Source organism: Nocardia sp. NPDC052112 (assembly GCF_040680135.1).
Taxonomy (GTDB): Bacteria; Actinomycetota; Actinomycetes; order Mycobacteriales; family Mycobacteriaceae; genus Nocardia.
Genome location: NZ_JBFAWD010000025.1, coordinates 1 through 17,942, shown reverse-complemented (window position 1 = coordinate 17,942; position 17,942 = coordinate 1). Strand labels below are relative to the sequence as shown.

The 17,942-nt window shown below is 65.4% G+C and carries 21 protein-coding genes and 1 pseudogene; 5 read left to right on the top strand and 17 right to left on the bottom strand.

What is annotated here, in order from left to right; all coding sequences use genetic code 11:
• Positions 1-183 precede the first annotated feature (183 nt).
• Positions 184-750, top strand: coding sequence for a helix-turn-helix domain-containing protein (locus AB0L58_RS34780; RefSeq protein ID WP_364393824.1), 567 nt, complete (start codon positions 184-186; stop codon positions 748-750).
• A gap of 24 nt (positions 751-774) precedes the next feature.
• Here the strand turns inward: AB0L58_RS34780 and AB0L58_RS34775 are convergent, their stop codons facing one another.
• From AB0L58_RS34775 to AB0L58_RS34750, 6 genes are all read right to left on the bottom strand, one after another.
• Positions 775-2,106 (bottom strand): hypothetical protein, encoded by a 1,332-nt coding sequence (locus AB0L58_RS34775; protein WP_364393822.1) that lies wholly within the window; start codon positions 2,104-2,106, stop codon positions 775-777.
• 257 nt (positions 2,107-2,363) lie between these two features.
• Complete coding sequence (locus AB0L58_RS34770; protein WP_364393819.1) at positions 2,364-3,125, bottom strand: TetR/AcrR family transcriptional regulator; 762 nt, start codon at positions 3,123-3,125, stop codon at positions 2,364-2,366.
• On the bottom strand, positions 3,118-4,320 hold the full coding sequence (locus tag AB0L58_RS34765; protein WP_364393817.1) for an MFS transporter: 1,203 nt from the start codon (positions 4,318-4,320) through the stop codon (positions 3,118-3,120). Before AB0L58_RS34765 ends, AB0L58_RS34770 begins: the two co-directional genes overlap by 8 nt.
• A gap of 95 nt (positions 4,321-4,415) precedes the next feature.
• A complete protein-coding gene (locus AB0L58_RS34760; protein WP_364393815.1) occupies positions 4,416-4,553 on the bottom strand; it encodes a hypothetical protein in 138 nt (45 codons plus the stop codon).
• Entirely contained in the window at positions 4,550-6,145 is a 1,596-nt protein-coding gene (locus tag AB0L58_RS34755) for an FAD-dependent monooxygenase (protein WP_364394045.1), read from the bottom strand. Before AB0L58_RS34755 ends, AB0L58_RS34760 begins: the two co-directional genes overlap by 4 nt.
• Positions 6,145-6,279 carry a hypothetical protein gene (locus tag AB0L58_RS34750; protein ID WP_364393812.1) on the bottom strand — a complete coding sequence of 45 codons (135 nt, stop codon included), beginning with the start codon at positions 6,277-6,279 and terminating at the stop codon, positions 6,145-6,147. The genes AB0L58_RS34755 and AB0L58_RS34750 overlap by 1 nt, the downstream gene beginning before the upstream one ends.
• A 130-nt stretch (positions 6,280-6,409) precedes the next feature.
• Between AB0L58_RS34750 and AB0L58_RS34745 the strand changes: the two genes are divergently transcribed.
• Positions 6,410-7,111: a TetR/AcrR family transcriptional regulator C-terminal domain-containing protein gene (locus AB0L58_RS34745; protein WP_364393810.1), complete on the top strand. Its 702-nt coding sequence runs from the start codon at positions 6,410-6,412 to the stop codon at positions 7,109-7,111.
• A gap of 6 nt (positions 7,112-7,117) precedes the next feature.
• Here AB0L58_RS34745 and AB0L58_RS34740 read toward each other — a convergent pair whose 3' ends face one another.
• From AB0L58_RS34740 to AB0L58_RS34710, 7 genes are all read right to left on the bottom strand, one after another.
• Positions 7,118-7,744, bottom strand: coding sequence for an MBL fold metallo-hydrolase (locus AB0L58_RS34740; RefSeq protein ID WP_364394043.1), 627 nt, complete (start codon positions 7,742-7,744; stop codon positions 7,118-7,120).
• Positions 7,744-8,829, bottom strand: a complete 1,086-nt coding sequence (locus tag AB0L58_RS34735; protein WP_364393807.1) for an S-(hydroxymethyl)mycothiol dehydrogenase — start codon at positions 8,827-8,829, stop codon at positions 7,744-7,746. Before AB0L58_RS34735 ends, AB0L58_RS34740 begins: the two co-directional genes overlap by 1 nt.
• Before the next feature lie 78 nt (positions 8,830-8,907).
• Positions 8,908-10,047 (bottom strand): FAD-dependent oxidoreductase, encoded by a 1,140-nt coding sequence (locus tag AB0L58_RS34730; protein WP_364393804.1) that lies wholly within the window; start codon positions 10,045-10,047, stop codon positions 8,908-8,910.
• Positions 10,048-10,123: 76 nt separating this feature from the next.
• Positions 10,124-10,321, bottom strand: a complete 198-nt coding sequence (locus tag AB0L58_RS34725) for a ferredoxin (RefSeq protein ID WP_364393801.1) — start codon at positions 10,319-10,321, stop codon at positions 10,124-10,126.
• Between the two features lie 12 nt (positions 10,322-10,333).
• Entirely contained in the window at positions 10,334-11,518 is a 1,185-nt protein-coding gene (locus AB0L58_RS34720; protein ID WP_364393798.1) for a cytochrome P450, read from the bottom strand.
• A 138-nt stretch (positions 11,519-11,656) separates the two neighbouring features.
• Positions 11,657-12,013: a DoxX family protein gene (locus tag AB0L58_RS34715; protein WP_364393795.1), complete on the bottom strand. Its 357-nt coding sequence runs from the start codon at positions 12,011-12,013 to the stop codon at positions 11,657-11,659.
• Positions 12,010-12,237, bottom strand: coding sequence for a hypothetical protein (locus AB0L58_RS34710; RefSeq protein ID WP_364393792.1), 228 nt, complete (start codon positions 12,235-12,237; stop codon positions 12,010-12,012). The genes AB0L58_RS34715 and AB0L58_RS34710 overlap by 4 nt, the downstream gene beginning before the upstream one ends.
• Positions 12,238-12,473: 236 nt before the next feature.
• Between AB0L58_RS34710 and AB0L58_RS34705 the strand changes: the two genes are divergently transcribed.
• On the top strand, positions 12,474-13,139 hold the full coding sequence (locus AB0L58_RS34705) for a helix-turn-helix domain-containing protein (RefSeq protein ID WP_364393790.1): 666 nt from the start codon (positions 12,474-12,476) through the stop codon (positions 13,137-13,139).
• A 709-nt stretch (positions 13,140-13,848) separates the two neighbouring features.
• On the opposite strand, the gene AB0L58_RS34700 is transcribed toward AB0L58_RS34705, so the two are convergent.
• Positions 13,849-14,094 carry a hypothetical protein gene (locus tag AB0L58_RS34700; protein WP_364393787.1) on the bottom strand — a complete coding sequence of 82 codons (246 nt, stop codon included), beginning with the start codon at positions 14,092-14,094 and terminating at the stop codon, positions 13,849-13,851.
• A gap of 293 nt (positions 14,095-14,387) precedes the next feature.
• On the opposite strand from AB0L58_RS34700, the gene AB0L58_RS34695 reads away from it, so the two are divergent.
• Positions 14,388-15,302, top strand: a complete 915-nt coding sequence (locus AB0L58_RS34695) for a cutinase family protein (RefSeq protein WP_364393783.1) — start codon at positions 14,388-14,390, stop codon at positions 15,300-15,302.
• Positions 15,303-15,306: 4 nt separating this feature from the next.
• Here AB0L58_RS34695 and AB0L58_RS34690 read toward each other — a convergent pair whose 3' ends face one another.
• Together AB0L58_RS34690 and AB0L58_RS34685 are read right to left on the bottom strand one after the other, a co-directional pair.
• A complete protein-coding gene (locus AB0L58_RS34690) occupies positions 15,307-15,435 on the bottom strand; it encodes a hypothetical protein (RefSeq protein ID WP_364393781.1) in 129 nt (42 codons plus the stop codon).
• A gap of 135 nt (positions 15,436-15,570) precedes the next feature.
• Positions 15,571-16,872: an NADH:flavin oxidoreductase gene (locus AB0L58_RS34685; RefSeq protein WP_364393779.1), complete on the bottom strand. Its 1,302-nt coding sequence runs from the start codon at positions 16,870-16,872 to the stop codon at positions 15,571-15,573.
• A gap of 14 nt (positions 16,873-16,886) precedes the next feature.
• Between AB0L58_RS34685 and AB0L58_RS34680 the strand changes: the two are divergent.
• A pseudogene (locus AB0L58_RS34680) lies at positions 16,887-17,564 on the top strand (SDR family NAD(P)-dependent oxidoreductase); the annotation flags it as partial.
• A gap of 75 nt (positions 17,565-17,639) precedes the next feature.
• Here the strand turns inward: AB0L58_RS34680 and AB0L58_RS34675 are convergent.
• Positions 17,640-17,942: transposase (locus tag AB0L58_RS34675; protein ID WP_364393776.1), on the bottom strand; the 303-nt coding region annotated here is incomplete at its 5' end.

Below are 17,942 nucleotides of genomic sequence, written 5' to 3'. Positions count from 1 at the left end.
GCCGCCTCGACCGAGGCGCGGGGGCCGCATCGAGGCTGGAAAGATTCAGGCCGTCCGCGGTCGGGACGTTCCCCGCGTCCGCACGGCGGGAGCGGTGCCCACCGCGCCATCTGCGACATAGGGTGACATCGGGGTTCGCGACAACGGGCGCCTGGGGTCGAGGCGGGTTGAAGGGTGGATCGAATGGCGAGCAGTCAGCAGCAACACCGGCGACCGGTGGGCCGCGAGCAGGTAGTTGCGGCGGTGGTCGAGCACGCGGCGGATCTGTTCGCCGAGCAGGGGCCGGCGGCGACGTCGATGCGCGACATCGCCGCCCGCTCCGGTGTCAATCTGGGCTTGATCCATCGGCATTTCGGATCCAAGCAACAGTTGGTGGGCGCCGTGCTGGATCGCCTCGGCGATGACGCTGCAGCGCTGTCGGCATCCGACGCCGACCGCTCCGACATCGATGCCCGCGCCGACCGCGATATCCGGGTCGCGGCCCGAGTCATCCTCGACGGCTATCCCTTGGGTGAGCTGAAGGCCCGGTTCCCGGTCATCTCCGCAGTGCTCGAGGACGCGATCGAGCAGCACGGAGACACCGAAGATGTTCGGATGGCGGTGGCGAACATGGTTGCCCTCGAGCTGGGGTGGCGATTGTTCGGGCCGTTCATACGGTCGGCCACCGGCCTGACACAAGTGCCCGACACCCGGCTGCGAGCGGCGGTGCACATGGCCACCGCCAGGTTGTTGGAACAACCGTCACAGTGACGACGGGCCCGCTCGGTCGGTAAATCAGGAACCGAGCCCGTTGCGCCGGTAGCCGGCGCGGCGCCGGTCGAGCTGTGCCGCCCGCCGCTGCGTGGTCACCATCGGGGTGCCTGCGGGCAGCACGCCCGGCAATTGCGTGAGGTCGACGACCTGCGTGGTCAGTGGTGGGATGACCGGCAGGGGTCCACGGGGCATCGCCTGCCAGCGCATGAGCAGAGTCCCCTGGGGTAGGCCAGTGGTGTCGACCCAATTGTGTACGCCGGGGTCGCGAGTACTGATCACAAAGGTGTAGGAGCCATCCGGGTTCGCTGCGGCCTGGTGACTGTTCAGGCTGGTCTGGTGCTGCCAGTACGGCAGGGACACCGTCCAGGTGTCCGCCAAGCCCAGGTTGATGTAGGGGCTGCCCCCGGTCTGGGTCGTCACAACCAGGGCCTGGTCGTCGTTCAACAGGTAGTTTCCGAAGGTTCGATTCGTGGACATCTGCGGGATCGGGGGCGGCAGGATGTTGGGCGGCAGCGGGTATTGGATCCCCAGGATGTAGAGGTAGATCCAATTCTGGTTGCGCAGCATGCCGACGGTATCGGCGACGAGCTGGTCGAACGACTTCTCCAGCGCTGCAGCAGGACCCGCGGTTCGGCGTACGACCAGTTCGGGCGGGGTCTCCCGGCTCCAGTCACCCAAGACATCGCGGATCAGCATGTGGTCGGTTCCCGCCGCGGTCTGGATGTGGTTCGCGGCGTCACTGGGGTGTGGGTCGACGGTGATGGTGAAGGTTCCGTCGGGCGCTACCACCAGGTCACGGCCGTCGAACTCGGTCAGGGTGCGAATGTCGTCGGTGTCTGCGTTGATCTGAAACCTGGTGAACGCGGGGCGGTCCGGGAGAAATCGTCCGGTCAGGGTATAGGTGGAGGTGTTGTCGAGTGGAATGAACCGAACGATCTGGTCGGGGACATCGCCGGCATACCGCGCGCCCGGCACGTTGCTGCCGCCGCGGTTGTGCGGCGGCCCGCTCCAGCCGACCATCGGACGTGTCGGATCGCTGTTGACAGCCTTCTGCGCGTACGCGAACACCAACTCTTGAATATCCGGCCCCAGCTGCGCCTGCGCCTGTGGGCTCAGCGATGTCAGCCGGGCCGTCATCACCTGCGACCACTGCTGCTCCAACCGACCGGCCTCGGCTTGCACCTGCGGTGTCTGCACCAGCTGCTGCGCCAGCTCGTCGATCCGTTTCTGATCATCGGTCGCCAACGGACCGGCCACCCGCTCATCCGCCTTCGCCGGCACGGACACGCCGACACCGGCGGCCGCTACCCCCAGTACGGCGATCCCCAGCGCAGCCCGACGACTCAACACCATAGAACCCTCCTCCGAGCCAACTGTATACGATCGTCTACAGCAGCGACTGTACACAACTGTCACAACCGAGTGCTCATTCCGCCCCGCAGCGGAGTTCAGGGCTATTCGGATCGATTTCGGTGCCCGCGATCCACGTTGACGGATAGGTGCGAAAGGCATCGTCGCGGATACCGGAATCCAGTGTGGCCAGGGCGGTTTCGGCGGCGATGAGATATTGAGCGGTGCTCGGACAATGCAGTTGCAGACCTCGGCACGACCTACGGACGAGCACCGATGTCGAATCCCCGGTCGGCAGTGACCGGACTGATCGGCGGGCCGCACGGGGGCGCCTTTCCCACACGGCTGTCCTTTGGGCTCGGCGGCAGAAGTGGCAGCGCCTGAGGCGGTGCGAGGGCCAGCTGGCGGGCATCAGCTGGCGGGACTCCCAACGCGACCAGGGTGTGCTCGGCCAGCAGGTCGACCCAGCTCTGGGTTGCCGCGGTTTGGTCGCGCAGCCAGGTGCGCAAGATCCCGAGCACGACCGCGCCACACAGGTCCATGGCAGCTCCGAGATCATGAATATGAAAGCGCTGCGAGATAATTCCGGCGCGCATCGCCTTGGTGAGAATTCCCGGGCGCTCGAGGATCGGGTATCCCTCGGCGACGATGATCGCGGCGATGTCGGGATCGACAAAGCCGATCCTGCTCGAGGTCCGCAAGTACGTCAGGACGACCTCGGCGGGATCTTCGACACCGGCGACCGCGGTCTCGAGGATCTGCGTCACCTGGTCGACAACCTCGGCCAGAACTGCGGCGAACAGCTCCTGTTTGTTGGTGAAGTGGTTGTAGAACGACCCGGTGGCTACGTCCACGTCGTGGGTGAGGTCGTGGATGCTCGCCGCGTCGGCTACACCGTCGGCAAGCGCGCGCCGCCCGGACCGCAACAAGGCTCGGCGGGTGCTTTCCTTGCGACGCGCGCGCGAGCCCATCGGCGTTGCCGCCGCGATGGGCTGCCTGCGGGTGGGCGGTGACTCAAACATATTGTGGTTCAGCTCGGGTGCGCGTGGCGAGGACGGTCCCGATCAGCGACAGCGCCGCTAACCCGGCGACGATCACGGCGAAGGCCATACCCGCATCGGGCAGGCTCCAGCATTGCGCGGCGAAGCCCATACCGATCACCGGAAGTGAGATCGCGACGTAGCCGACGACGAAGTACGTCGACGCGACCTCACCGGTCCGTCCGGGTGGAGCGGCTACGACCACGGCGCCGAGGCCTTTGACGAAGCTTGCGCCCTGACCGAAGCCGGCAACCACCGCACCCACGACAAGAATCAGCACGGACTCGACCGCCAAAGCCATTGTGATCAGCAGCATCCCGACGACCAGACCGGTGCATCCGAGAATCAGCGCCTTCGGTACCGGCATCGTCCGGGTGAGGACCTGGGCGCTCGCCGACGCGATGAACAATGCGGTTACCAGAACCCCGGCAATGGCCTTGTTATGGATTCCGAGGGTTTGGTTCAAGAAGGTCGGTACGACGGCGGTGAACAAGCTGATGACACAGAACCCGGCGAATGCCGCCGAGGCGACGCGGAGGAAGACAGCTCGCGTCTCGAGCGGAACCGACAACCGCTGAATGGTCGGTCGGGCACCGGGTTGAACAGCGACAGTCTCATTCAGCGTGGACAGCCCGAACGCGGCAACGGCCAACATCATCAAGTGCACCACAAACGCCAAGCGCAGCGGTGCTGGTCCGTACTGGACCAGCAGCCCCGAAAGCGTTGGGCCCAGGCCCAACCCACCAATATTGGCGATGGCAGCGACCATCATCGCGCGGGCTTTCCATGACGGTGGCGCCGCCTCGGCAATGGTCGCGGTCGCGGTGCCCGTGAAGATTCCCGCCGACAGCCCGGACAGTGCCCGGCCGAGCAGCAACTGCCACACCGAGCCAGCGGTAAAGAACACCAGGGAACTGGCCATCGCGAACGCGAGACCGGCCAGCAGCATCGGGCGACGCCCGACGGTGTCGGACCAGCGGCCGAATCCGATCAGCGCGGCGATGACGCCGGCGGCGTAGGTGGCGAATACGACCGTCGAAGTGGCAATGGAGAAGCCGAGTTTGTCGGCGTAGAGGGTGTACATCGGCGTCGGCATGGTGGTGCCGAGCATGACCACCGCGAACGCGTACACCACGCGGACGAACGAGGACGGTCGGAGTTTGCTCGATGACGGCACTGATACTCCTGGAAGGGGTAGCGCTCGGGATTGCCGGGCAGCAGACGGTCCGATGCGCCGCAGGCGGGCGCGCTGGTCAGGGCTGGGCGGCGCGTTCACGAGGCATGCGAGGGGATGCCGATGTGGTCGAGGATGCGGACACTGGACTCCAGCAGTGAGGATTGGTGTTCGCTGTCGGATCGGCCGGTGGCCATGGTGACGACTTGTGCGCCACGAATTGCGGTGCGAGTCATGACTTCTTCTCGGAGTGGCGTGCTGCGATATCAGCGGCGGCGGGTGTGGTGTCCGCGATCGGCGGGGTCATCGCCTGTGCGAGTGCTCGAGTGACCGAGAGCCGGTGACCGGTGGCGATAGCACCGATGTAGCCGTCGGGTCGGATCAGCAGCACTGTCGACGCGGTGAGCCCGTAGATCTGCGCGAATGTGCCGGTGATATCGGCGAGCACGATGTCGGCATCCGCGTCCGCGCCGGCGTCGATGGCCACTCGCCGCAGCGCGGCGCCTGCGATCGGCCATTCCAGCGCGGCCAGGTCCGCGGCGGCGGCGGGGCCGTAGGCGACGGCGGTGAAGTGCGGTCCGGCGAGGATGTCGAAGAGTCGCCGCGGTCCGCCGGTCGAGTTCAATAGTTTCGCGTCCGGGGCGCGGTCGCCGACCTGCACGGTGGATGTGCGATCGACTCTGTGCAGTGCCAGCGGTCCGCCGCGATAGTTCAGTTCGAGTTGACGTTCGTCGTCGCCGCGTTTGATGCTGGCTGGATCGAGTTTGGCCATACCCTGGTACGTCTTGGTCGACAGGCCGAGCACCGCCGCCGCGATCGGGCGCCGTTCGGCTTCGTAGGTGTCCAGCAGGGTGTCCGGCGCCCCGGCGAGTACCTGGGCCAGTTTCCAGCCGAGGTTGTAGGCGTCCTGCAGCCCGGTGTTGAGGCCCTGGGCGCCCGCCGGGGTGTGCACGTGCGCGGCGTCACCGGCGATCAACACCCGCGCGGACCGATAGCGTTCGGCGAGGCGGATATTGGGGCGGAACACCGATCTCCAGCCGATCTCCGACAGCCGGAAGCTCTCGTCGCCGATGTGTGCGCGAATGCGGGCGTTGAGCTGATCGTCCTCGAGCAAGGGCTCTTCGTCGGCGCCGAGGCGGATCATCCACTGGAACTGGTCCGAATGCGGCAGCGGGCACGCACCGACGAACCGGCCACCCCGGCGCGGCCATACGTGCAAGCGGTCGCGCGCGAGGCCCTCGACGGTGGCGTCGACGATGATTATCCGATCGGCGTCGTCGGTTGTCCCTTCGAATCCGATCCCGAGTGTCTTACGGACCGCACTCGACCCGCCGTCGGCGCCGACCAGGTAGCGGGCGGCGATCTCCTCGGATCCTGCCGTGTTCACTACCGTGGCCACCACAGCATCGGGTCGTTGCTTGAATCCAACCAGCTCACAACCGAATTCGACGGTTCCCCCCAATCGCCGCAAACCCGCGCGCAATGCGGCGTCGGTGCGATGCTGCGGAATCAACCACGCATTCGGGTAGGGCACATCCGATGTCGCACTGTGGAACCGGTGCATGCGCCACGGGATCATCAGCGGCCCGGCGTGGATTCCCAGCGGCGGATAGTTCGCGCCGCCGCCGATGACGTCATCGAGCACTCCGAGATCCTCGAGCATCTCCAGGCTGCGGGGCTGGACGCCTTTGGCGCGTGAGCCGTCGAACGCGCGGGCCGCCTTGTCGACGACACGCACGGCGAGTCCGCGGCGGGTCAGGTCGATGGCCAGGGCGCAACCGGTGGGGCCGCCACCGACAATCAGGACGTCGAGCAGGTCGCTTCCCATCACCTCGCCTCCTGCTTCACCTGGTCGGCGAATGCGGCGAACTTCGCGCCGACCTGGGCGGGCCGCTCACAAGGGGCCATATGCCCGCACCGCCCGAAGATGCGCAAAGCGTGAATCCGGGTCGATGTAGTCATCGGCAGCTTCCCGTCTCATCATAATGGCAACAGTGTCTCCTTTATTATTGAGAATGTCAATAATTATCGGATACACTGTTACCGTTATGGTGGTTGAATCGTCAGCCTGCTGAATTGCGACAATGTGGGCGTGAGTACCGCCGAGCACGACGTCACCGCAGCCACCACGCGCCGCTCCCGCGGCCGTCCGAGGGTGCCATTCGACCGGATCGTGACCACGGCACTGCGCATCGTCGACGAGGACGGAGCCGATGCGCTATCGATGCGCACCCTGGCCCAACGCCTCGACAGCAGTACCGCAGTGCTCTACCGAGCCGTCGCCAATCGCGCCGAACTGATCGGCCACGTCGTCGATTGGGTTTTCGGCGAGATCGAGTTCGATCCCGATGTGTTCGGTGACGCCGACTGGCCACAAGGATGTCGGTCGGCCGCCCAGGCCATGTTCGACACCCTGCGCAGCCACCGCGGAATCGCACGGCTGCTGATCGAGCAGGTTCCGACCGGTCCCAATACCCTTGCCCTGCGCGAACAGTTCCTCGCCATGCTGCTCGCAAACGGTTTCGCCCCCGATGCCGCGGCGCGCGCCTACGCGACCATCGCGCGCTACGTGCTCGGATTCGCCGCCCAGTTGCACGGCCACAACACCGCGGAAAATATCGATGCGACCACGTTGAGCACGCTGTATCACGAACTCGACCCGACCAGGTTCCCCGCCACGGTCGCCGTTGCCGACTATCTGCCCGCACAGACGCTCGAGGAGGAGTTCGGTTTCGGACTTCAACTGATCGTCGCCGGGCTCACCGCGCACCACGAGTCGACAGCCGGGCGTTGAGGATGATCAGTATCCGCGCGCAATCCACTCGGTCAAATGTCGTGCCTCGAGGCCGATGACGGTGTCGCCGCCGTGTCCGGTGTATACCGCGGTGTCCGCCGGCAACGCGAACAGTCGATTGCGGATGGAACCGATGATGGTCGGGAAGTCGGAGTAGGAGCGCCCGGTCGCGCCGGGGCCTCCAGCGAACAGGGTGTCTCCTGAGCACATCATCGATGCCTCCGGCAGATGCAGGCATGACGATCCCGGGGAATGTCCGGGAGTGTGGATCAGTTCGAGTTGCGTTCCGGCGATGGTGATCCGCTCCCCGTCCTCGAGTGGGTAGTACCGCTCGCCGGGGTGGGTCAGTTGCCACAGGACATCGTCACCGGGGTGGAGCAGAATCGGTGCGTCGAGCGCGTCGGCCAGCAGAGGTGCCACGCTGATGTGGTCATTGTGCGCGTGGGTGCAGATGATCGCGGCGACGTGTCGATCGCCGACCGCATCGATGATCGGACCCGCGTCGTGGGCGGCGTCGACGATGATGACCTCGGAATCGTCGCCGATGAGCCAGACGTTGTTGTCTACCTCCCAGGTGCCGCCATCGAGCTGGAAAGTCCCCGAGGTGACGACGCGTTCGACACGAAGATCGATCACAGGACGACCACCGAGCGCAGTACCTGGCCGGAATGCATGGTGTGGAAGGCTGTTTCGACTTCGTCGATGGCAATCCGCTCGGTGACGAACTTGTCCAGCGGCAGTCGGCCCTGCAGGTGCAGGTCGATCAGCGTCGGGAAGTCACGATCGGGCAGGCAGTCGCCGTACCACGAGGACTTGAGTGCGCCGCCGTGGGAGAAGAAGTCGATCAGCGGCATCTCGAGGGTCATGTCGGGGGTGGGTACACCGACGAGGACGACGGTCCCCGCGAGGTCGCGGGCGTAGAACGCTTGCTTCCAGGTTTCCGGCCTGCCTACCGCATCGATGACGACGTCCGCACCGAATCCACCGGTGATGTCCCGCACTGCCGCAACGGGATCGGTGTCAGTCGCGTTGATGGTGTGGGTGGCGCCGAGTTCACGGGCCCAGCGCAGTTTCTGGTCGTCGCGGTCGATGCCGATGATCGTTCGGGCACCGGCCAACCGAGAACCGACGATCGCCGCGTCCCCGACACCACCGCAGCCGATGACCGCGACCGAATCGTCGCGACCGACGTTGCCGGTGTTCACCGCTGCACCCAAACCGGCCATCACGCCACAGCCGAGCAATCCGGCGACCGTGGGGTCGACGGCGGAATCGACGACCGTGCACTGTCCGGCATGGACGAGTGTCTTGTCGGCGAAGGCGCCGATGCCGAGGGCGGGTGTCAGTTCGGTGCCGTCTTCGAGGGTCATCCTTTGCGTCGCGTTGAACGTGTCGAAACAGTACTGCGGACGTCCGCGTCTACAGGCCCGGCAGCTGCCACATACGGCACGCCAATTGAGGACGACGAAGTCGCCTGGCTTGACGGAATCGACTTCCGCGCCGACGCTTTCGACCGTCCCCGCGGCCTCGTGGCCGAGCAGGAGCGGGAACTCGTCGGCGATCCCGCCTTCGCGGTAGTGCAGGTCGGTATGACACACACCGCAGGCCGCGATATCGACCACCACTTCACCGGGCCCCGGATCCGGGATCACGATTGTCGCGACCTCGACAGGGTCGCCCGGGGTGCGGGCGACGACGCCTCGTACGTGCTGCGGCATGAGTTCCTTATTCGTTCGAAGGTAGTGACGAGTCGGCGGGGATACGCCGCGCCGATATGGTGTGGGGTTGCGCAATGGTCAGGAGTTGCGCAGGGAGTCGGCCATCGCCCGCAGCCGGGTGACCGGTTTGCGGATGCCGTAGGCGACCACGGTGGCAGGTCCGCGGCCGTGGTTCCAGGTGAGCACGGCGGATCCGTCGGCGAGGTTTCCCTGAACGGTGCTGGGCTCGCCGGTCAGCGGCAGGGGACCAACGACTTTGATGGACAGCCCGAGGAGTTCGGTCCAGAAGTAGTCATCGTTCGGAGCTCCGAGAGCCGTCAGACCGACCGCCGAGGCCGCGGCGACCTTCCCGCGAGCAACCGCATTCGACCAGAACGGGGCACGTCGATTCTCGACGTGCAGGTAGGAGACGTCACCTGCCGCGTAGACGCCGGGAACGGCCGTCGCGCAGGCCTGGTCGACGCCGATGCCGAGGTGATCGGCGAGACCGGTGCCGTGCAGCCAGCTGGTGTTCGGTGTTTCTCCGGCACAGCTCACGACGAGGTCGGCGCCGAGTTCGGTGCCGTCGAGCAGGGCTACACCGCGGATCGGATCACCGACGAGGGAAACGAAGTCCGCGGTCCGGATCAACCGGACACCGTGACGTTCGGCGCGCATGCCGACCAACTCGGACAGGAATAGCCCGAGGATGCGCTCCAATGGCCGGTCGACGTCGACCACGGTGACCGGGATATCCCGGGCGACACAGGCACTGGCAACTTCCATCCCGAGGAAGCCTGCACCGACGACGATCGCCGAGGTGGCTGTCTCGAGTCGGGAGCGCAGCGCGCGGGCGTCATCGAGCGTCCGCAGGACGAGCTCACCACGTTGTTCGGGTCCGGCCAGGCGGCGGGCATCGGCACCGGTGGCGATGATGAGTGCGTCGTAGCCGATGGTTCGGCCGTCTGCGGTCGTGATCAGTCGACGGTCGAGGTCGGCACCGACGGCCGCCGACCGCACGACGTCGGTATCGAGGCCGTCGAGCTGGTATCCGAGTGCGGCGTCGGCGGTGGCATCTTTGAGCACCGCCTTCGACAGCGGCGGTCGCGAGTACGCGCCGTGTCGGTCGGCTCCGATGATGGTTATCCGGCCGCCGTGACCGAGCGCCCTGAGTTCACGTGCGGCAGTGGTGCCCGCGATGGATTCCCCGACGATGACGGCCGAGGTCGGTGCGCTCACGACTGTACCTCGCCGGCGCTCGGCTGCGTCGTGCGCGAGGCGCGCTGTGCCGATAGTTCGCTCCGCTGCGCTGCGCTCACGACAGTTCCCGCAACGCGGCGACAGGACAGGAAGTGATGGCCGCGCGCGCGGTGGTGACCTGATCCTCGGGTACGTCGGCGCCGTCGAAGTGGTAGGTCAACTCCGCCTCGTCGTCGAGGCTGAATACGGTGGGGGCTTGTTCGGCGCACAGCCCGTGGCCCTCACAGCGGTGGTAGTCGACGGAGATCTTCATCGGGGTCTTCTTTCAGACGGGGCTCAGTCGCAGGGGCAGGCGCCCGTAGCGGTGGATGATGTTGTTCATGGCCCATTCGGGCTGCCCGGCCACCTCTATGTGGTCGACTCGCTCGAGCAGGGCACGCAGCATCGCTTGGGTTTCCATGCGTGCCAGGCCTTGGCCCGCGCAGCCGTGGGTGCCGTGGCCGAATCCGAGTTGGCGTGCGGCGTCGCGGCGGATATCGAAGTTGTCGGGAGCGTCCCATTCGAGTGGGTCGCGATTGGCCGAGCCGTAGATCACCACGACCCGCGCCCCTTTCGGGATGGTGGTGCCGCCCAGTTCGACGTCACGAATTGCTTTGCGCGAGAACGCCCGGACCGGTGACTCGAACCGGACGACCTCGTTGACCGCGTTCGAGATCAGCGTCGGGTCCGCCTTCAAGAGCCGCCATTGATCGGGATAGGTCGCGAATAGGTGCAGCGAACTGGCGATCGCGCTGATCGTGGTGTCCAGCGACGGCGCCAGGTAGTCGATCATGAGCTCGGGGCATTCCGAATGCGCGAACTTGCCCTCATCGGCGGCATGCAGCACATCTTGTCCAGCGCCGCCGGGCAGGAGTTCGCGGTCCCGGATGACGCGTCTGGCGAATCGCATCATTTCCAGACCGGAGGCGGCAGTCTTCACCGATTGCCGATTAATCGGCCCGAGTGCGTCGAAAGTGGCTCCGGCCCAGCGTAAGAGGTTTTCCCGACCATGTTGTGGCCAGCCGATCAGATCGGGGACAACCGACATCGGCAGCGCGGTCGCCAGTGCGACCCCGTCGATGCGGCCACGCGAGACGGCCGCATCGACAGCTGCGGCCGCTTGCCGATCGACCGTCTCTCGCATCGTGCGCAATGCCTTGGGAGTCAGGCGGTGCGCGAGGAGCGCGCGACGGCGGGCATGGTCGTCGCCATCACTGTTGAGTGTGGTGCCCCGGGACAGCCGATTGGTGATCGGATTGAGGGCGACGCCGTCACCGGAGATGAACGTCGCATCGTCGAGCAGCACCTTCTTGCATTCGGCGTAGCGCGGGAGCGCATAAGCACGCTGCCGAGAAAGCCAGACGACGGGGCCGAGTTCACGCAGCCGCGCATAGTGCGGGTAGGTGTCGCGAATTGCCTGCCGCGAGTACAGGTCGGGTCGATAGGTCGGCACGTCGGCGTGCTTATGCATCGGGACTCCTGTGGCGCTGCGCTGAACGGTCGATGGCTCTAGCGGACGTGGGTGGGACGGCCGTCAACCACGCTCGGAAACTCGCCGGAGTCCCATGCTCGGGGCTCACCGCCACGATGGGTGGAGCTACCCGGGTATTCATCGGGTCGCTCCGAGCGATACCACCAGATAGCCGAAGGCAACCAAGCAAGTGATGACCGCGGGCGCGAATTCCCGCACACTGTCGCGTTTGTGCAGATGGGTAGCGGCGGCTCCGATCATCAGCAGAACCAGTCCCATCCCGGCGGCCGCGCCGACCGGCCACCAGAGGATGCCGACCAGTAGTCCGACAGCCCCGCAGACCTCCAGCGCTCCGACGCCTCGATAGGCACCGATCGAGAACCCGACATGCGCCGCTCGATCCCGCATCTGTTGTGTGGCAAGCACTTTCGCCGAGCCGAGCAAGAGGAAGAACACCGCGAGAATCGCGGCGAGGACGATCGACGCGATACTCATGGGCACACCACGACCTCGCTCACCCAGCGCGGCAAATCCGATTCGGTGATGTCGGCTTTGACGATCGGATCCGCGCACGGCCCAGCAGCTCGCCAAAGACTGCGCCGCACTCGCGGTGTAGACCCCAAATCCCGCGACCGCTCGTAATGCGGGTAGGGGTCGAGAATCGCGGCCCGGGAATACAGATCGGCCCGACAGGTCGGGGTGGTAACGCAGTTACGCATCGAAACTCCTCAAACACCGAGCTGTCATCGGCCGGTGTCAAACGGTGTGTCTTCGCCTGATGTCGAAGAACGCCCGCCAGGCGATTTCTGCCGGCGGGGGGTGCGCCACATCACATGAGCGCCGAACCCAGACTAAGCGATTGGTTGATTTGAAGTCAACGACTTAGAATCAACTTGTCTTCGGCCTGGTAGACCGCCACCATCGGATTGGGCGACCGTCGAGGGAAGGGACACCAATGACCGCAACAACAGCGAAGGGGCGCACGACACGCGCCGCGCAGGCCGCCGAGACCCGGCAGCGCCTCATCGACGCCGCCGTCGAACTCTTCGCAGAACGCAGCTACGACGATGTCGCCGTGGCCGACATCGCCAAGACAGCCGGCGTCGCCCATGGGCTGCTTTTCCACTACTTCGGCAACAAGCGCGGCATCTACCTGGAGGCCATACGCGACGCCTCCGACACGATCGTCCGAGAGCAGGACTCGGACCCGAACCTTCCAGCCGCGCAGCAGATCCGCGCCGGATTGGCCGCGCACCTCCGCTACCTCGCCGCCCACCGGGGATTGGCGCTGCGCCTCGTCCTCAGCGGGCGCGGCACCGACCCCGAGACATGGGACGCATTCGAAGCCGGGCGCTGGCGGTCCATCGAGAGATGGAGCATCTTGCTCGGAATCGATCCACAGATCCCCGCCCTCCGGATGATGATGCGCTCGAGTATCGGCGCGCTGGACGAGGCCACCGCCTACTGGCTACAGAATGGCGAACCATTCGACGTCGAATCCATGGTCGACTGCCTCCTCGAGATCACCGCGGCCGCATTGCGCGCCGCCGCGACACTCGACTCCACCCTCGACGTCACAGCCGCAGTGAACACAATGCTCGACACCTGCGGGAATGAGTGAGTCACCAGCTAACAGCTACCTCCGCATTCGCGCAGATTTCCAGGTGAAGTAGTCCGCTGGCACCAACCGCAGGCTATGCGGCCACATCCACGACCTGGCACGTTCCCCGTCGCCATATCGACCTGTCGCCTGGTCCACCGACACGGCCGTGATCGGGAACCCGCTCGGCAACTCACCACCGGGATAGCCGTCGAGCATTACCCGCGCAACCACCCGGATATGGCGTTCGAGTTTTTTGAATCCTCCCGGGTTCGACGCACACTGTGAGCACCGAACTCAGGGCGGTTCAACCGGCTCTCGGACCTCTGGTGGACCGTCTTCGTCTCCGACAACAGACTCCTGGTCACCGTGGTTCCCGTCCAGGATCAGGGTTGTCTTGCAGATCGCGCAGAGATGCTCGGAATCGGACGGCCCGCTCGATACGATCCTCGACGGCTCTCAGTCAGCGACTTCTGACACGCGTTCCAGGTAATCCGGTCCGGCGGTGTAGAAGCGTGCTCGGGTACGGCCGACCGGCTCCAACACCCCGACTGCGTCGAGGTCGCGCAGATCGCGTTGCGCCTGTTGCAGACTCAGGCCTTCGGCTTATTCGTAGCGGGTCCTGCGGACCCGGCCCGACATAGCGACATCATGCAATGCGCTGACAACTCTTTCGTCCAGGCGGATGCCAGCGACACGCGCGAACCGATCACGGCGATCTTGGTGCGCCTCATGATTCCTCCCAGGTGAAGTCGGCGGCACCGAATGTCCTTGTGCCACCGGACAGTTCGGAACGAACTCGGACGCCGGGGCGCAGCAACGCCATCGGCCCGAGAGCGCCGACGTCGAACGTCATCGCCACCTCGACCTCACGCGGCTCGAAATCGTCGAGCGAAAGCCGTTCCGTTCCGACGGCGAACCACCCACTGGAGGCATTATCAGTGTCCCGCACCAACGCGAGTCCGGCCTCCACCATCGGTTGCAGCAGACGGAGCCGTCGCGCTACAGCGGGTCGGTGCCGTTCATATCGTCGAATAGCACGCCGAAGTCGGGTAGACGCCGAGGCGGGCGGGACAGAGAGCCGATCGTCAATGCAGATATGACGTGATATCCCGCACATGACCAAACGGTCGAATCAGTAATTGACGAAATCGTCACAATATGGGTCTTTCAACCCGAACAGCTGCCAGCATGGGCTTTGCGCTGGGACAACAACCGATCACGGGTTCAAGACAGGCGTCCCCGCAGAGCCGAACCGATGGAGTGAGCATGATGCGTTTGAGAATGGCCGTTGCCGCAGCCTCGGCTGCGACGTTGTCAGGGTTGTCCTGCATTGCACTGGGAAGCGGGATCGCTGCCGCAGACCCCGACTGCCCGGCGCTGTATGTGGTGGCGATCCCCGGAACATGGGAAACAGGGAAGGCGAAATCGCCGACCGCGAACGGGCGGGGCATGCTGGCCGGGGTGACCGACGGCCTGCCCCGCTCCACCCACGTCACCTATGTCGATTACCCCGCCACCGCATTCCCATGGGAGGGCGATATTTACAGCGCATCGAAGAAGCAGGCTGTCCGGAACGCGCGTGCGGTGGTCGGCGCCATGGCACAGCGGTGCGCCGCCACCCAGATCGCGCTCGTTGGCTACAGCCAGGGCGCAGATGCCGCTGGTGACCTCGCCGCCGAGATCGGGACGGGACAGGGCGTGGTGCCGCCCGATCGGATCGCCGGTGTCGGCCTGCTTTCGGACCCCAGCCGCTCACCCAGCGACACCCAAATCGGCCAGCCTGTCGGTGGCACAGGAGCCGCGGGCGTGCGGGCCAGCGGCTTCGGCATGGTTACCGACCGAGTCCGCACCATCTGTGCACAGGGCGACCTCTACTGCTCCACCGACGATCACGACTATCTCATGCGGTTGGCCGGCTACCTCGCCCGGCAGGACACGAACCCGGGTTCCCTTTGGGGTTACGGACTCCAAGCAGCCTCGGTCCTCGTCGAGCTGAGGGCACATGGCGGCATCTCCGCCCTGCAATCACAACTCGACTCCGAGTCGACTCGAGCCCATGCCCAACAGCTCGCGAAGTTCTACGCGGCCGGAACGCACGAGTCCTATGGCACCTACCAGGTCGGCGACGGACAGACCGCGACCGGTTGGATGCACAACTGGATCTCAGCCCTAGCCGATTGAACAATCAGTTTCGATTCGCACCGAGCGTCGTGAGTGCTTTGATGGCGATGGGTGCCTGGGCGTTGAGCCAGTATTCGTTGAACTGGGCGGGCGTCATGTCCAATCGGCGGCGCAGGACGCACACCAGTTTCACCGACCGCCGGATCAGATGCCCGCGGCCGCCGTGGGCAGGTGAGACGCCAGCACGGCGGCGAAGCCGGCCGCAGTTGCGCCGGTGCTCGAGGCGCGCCTCGAGCCTGTGCCTCGGTGGGTGTTATCCGTCAAATTTTTATCCTTCAAGGCGGGAATTGCTGCGCGCGATTTTCAGCATGGTTTCGCGTTGTGCGCGAATGTCGTTGCTGTAACAGTCGATGCGGGAGCCGCTGAATCTCGCGATGCATCCGTTGCAGTAGCCGCAGACGGGGTGTTCGAGACTGTCTCCGGTGACGGCGCGGTAGAGGTACGGGTCGGCGATGAATGCTCTGGCGGCTGACACGGCGTCTGCGTTGCCGCTGCTGATGGCTGCTTCCATGGCGTTCTTGGTGTGGAAGCCGCCGACCACGATTACGGGAATGTCGAGAGCCTCGGTGAAGAGGCGGGCGTAGGGGAGGTTGAATCCTTCCTGAGGTGGCCGTAACCGTCCGGCGACGCGTTCGACGAGCGGGGCGGCGGCTCGGATGGCGAGTTTGCGGATCCGAGGGGACTGCACTCCGGGGCCCTCAGTGACGCTCGCCTTCAGGAAGCCGTGGTAGTTGCCCTGGACCATTCCTGGCCACGATTCGTAGTGTCCGCGTGAGATCTCGATGGCGTCGGCGCCGATGTCCTGCAGCCACTGTGCGACCCGGACGAGTTCGGGGGTGGTTGCGCCGCGCCGGAATGGCAGGTCGTCGGTGCCGTTCATCTTGACGAGGATGGGGTAGTCGTCGCCATGGCGTTCTCGGATGGCGTGGAGGACTTCGAGCAGCAGGCGGGCGCGCGCGTCCAGGGGACCGCCGTATTCGTCGGAGCGCCGATTGGTGTGTGGGGTGAGGAACTGGCCGAGCAGGTAGCCGTGAGCGGCGTGGATCTGGACACCGTCGAAGCCGGCCTCCCGTGCCCTGACACTCGCCGCGACGAAACTGTCGACGACACCGGGGATTTCGTCGAGCCGCAGAGGTGATGGCTTCGTCCCGTACAGCGGTTCGCGGACGTCGGATGCGGAGACGATGCGGTCGGCGCCCGGGGCGAGCTTCGCGATCTGTCGTCCGCCGTGATTGAGCTGAGCCACGAGCTTGGCGCCCCCGGCGTGGGCGAGGTCGACCCACTCGCGCAGTCCTGGGATCTTGTCGTCGTTGTCGATTCCGGCTTGTCTGCCCGCCGATTTGCCCTGGAGCGAGATGTAGAGGTTTCCGGTGACGATCATCGGCGTTCCGGCCTCAGCCATCGGATCGTAGAAGGCCAGTAGGTCATCGGTAACGAAACCGTCTGTGGTGGCGCGCGTTTCGCTCGTCGCCGACTTATAGAGGCGACCCTCGACCCGCATGGGGCCGATCTCCAGAGGTTCGCTCAGCAGGCCGTCGGCCATCTCACATTCCCTTCCAATCATGATCATTTTAATCAAATGTGATGAGGCTATCATTTGAGATCGATGTGATGCTACGGTCACATCTGACAAATTCATCAATAGGAGTTCACATGCACGGAGATCTCGCCGGGCGCACGGTCGTCGTCACCGGAGGAGCTCGCGGAATCGGTTTCGAGACGGCTCGGCAGGTCGTCCGGCTCGGCGGTCGCGTTGCCATCCTCGACGTGGACGGTGCGGCGGCGCAGGCTGCCGCGGTCACAGCGGGTCCACCGCGAGTGGCCCAAGGATTTGCGGCTGACGTCCGGGACCCGTCGGCGCTCGGCGCGACCCTGGCCGCCATCGAGGACCGGTTCGGCGGTTACGACACAGTGGTAGTAAACGCGGGTATCGGAGTCCCGCACTGCACTTTTCGCGCTACCACAGCGGAACAGTTCGCCAGCGTGATCGATGTGAACCTGGTAGGCGCCGCGAACACGGTCCGTGCCACGCTATCGTCGGTGCTGGCGCGATCCGGCCAATTTCTGCTGGTCGCCTCCGTGCTGGCCTTCAACAACGGCGCGCTGCAGTCGCCGTACGCGGCATCCAAGGCCGGGCTCGAAGCATTGGGTCGCGCACTGCGCGTCGAACTCGCACCGCATCAGGTCGACGTGACGATCGTCTACCCCGGCTATGTCGACACCGACATGCTCGCCACGTTCCGGACCGGTGAGGTCGCCCGCGAATACGAGAAGGCGGTCCCACGACTGCTCAAACGCCACGTCACCCCACAAGCCGTCGGAGTTTCAATGACCGTGTCAAGCCGCATCGCTGATCGGGGCTGGTGTCTCGATGGTGAAGGTGCGGTTGTCACGGATGAGTGCCCAGATGACGTCGATGAGTCGGCGGGCGAGTGCGATGAGTGCTTGGGTGTGGGCTTTTCCCTCGGCTCGTTTCTTCTGATAGAAGGCGCGGGAGGGGCCGTCTGGCCGGCGGATGCTCGACAGCGCGGCCATGTAGAAGACTTTGCGCATGCCGCGGTGATATCGCTTGGGGCGGTGCAGGTTTCCGGTGATCTTCCCGGAGTCGCGGGGCACCGGTGCCAGACCGGCGTAGGCGGC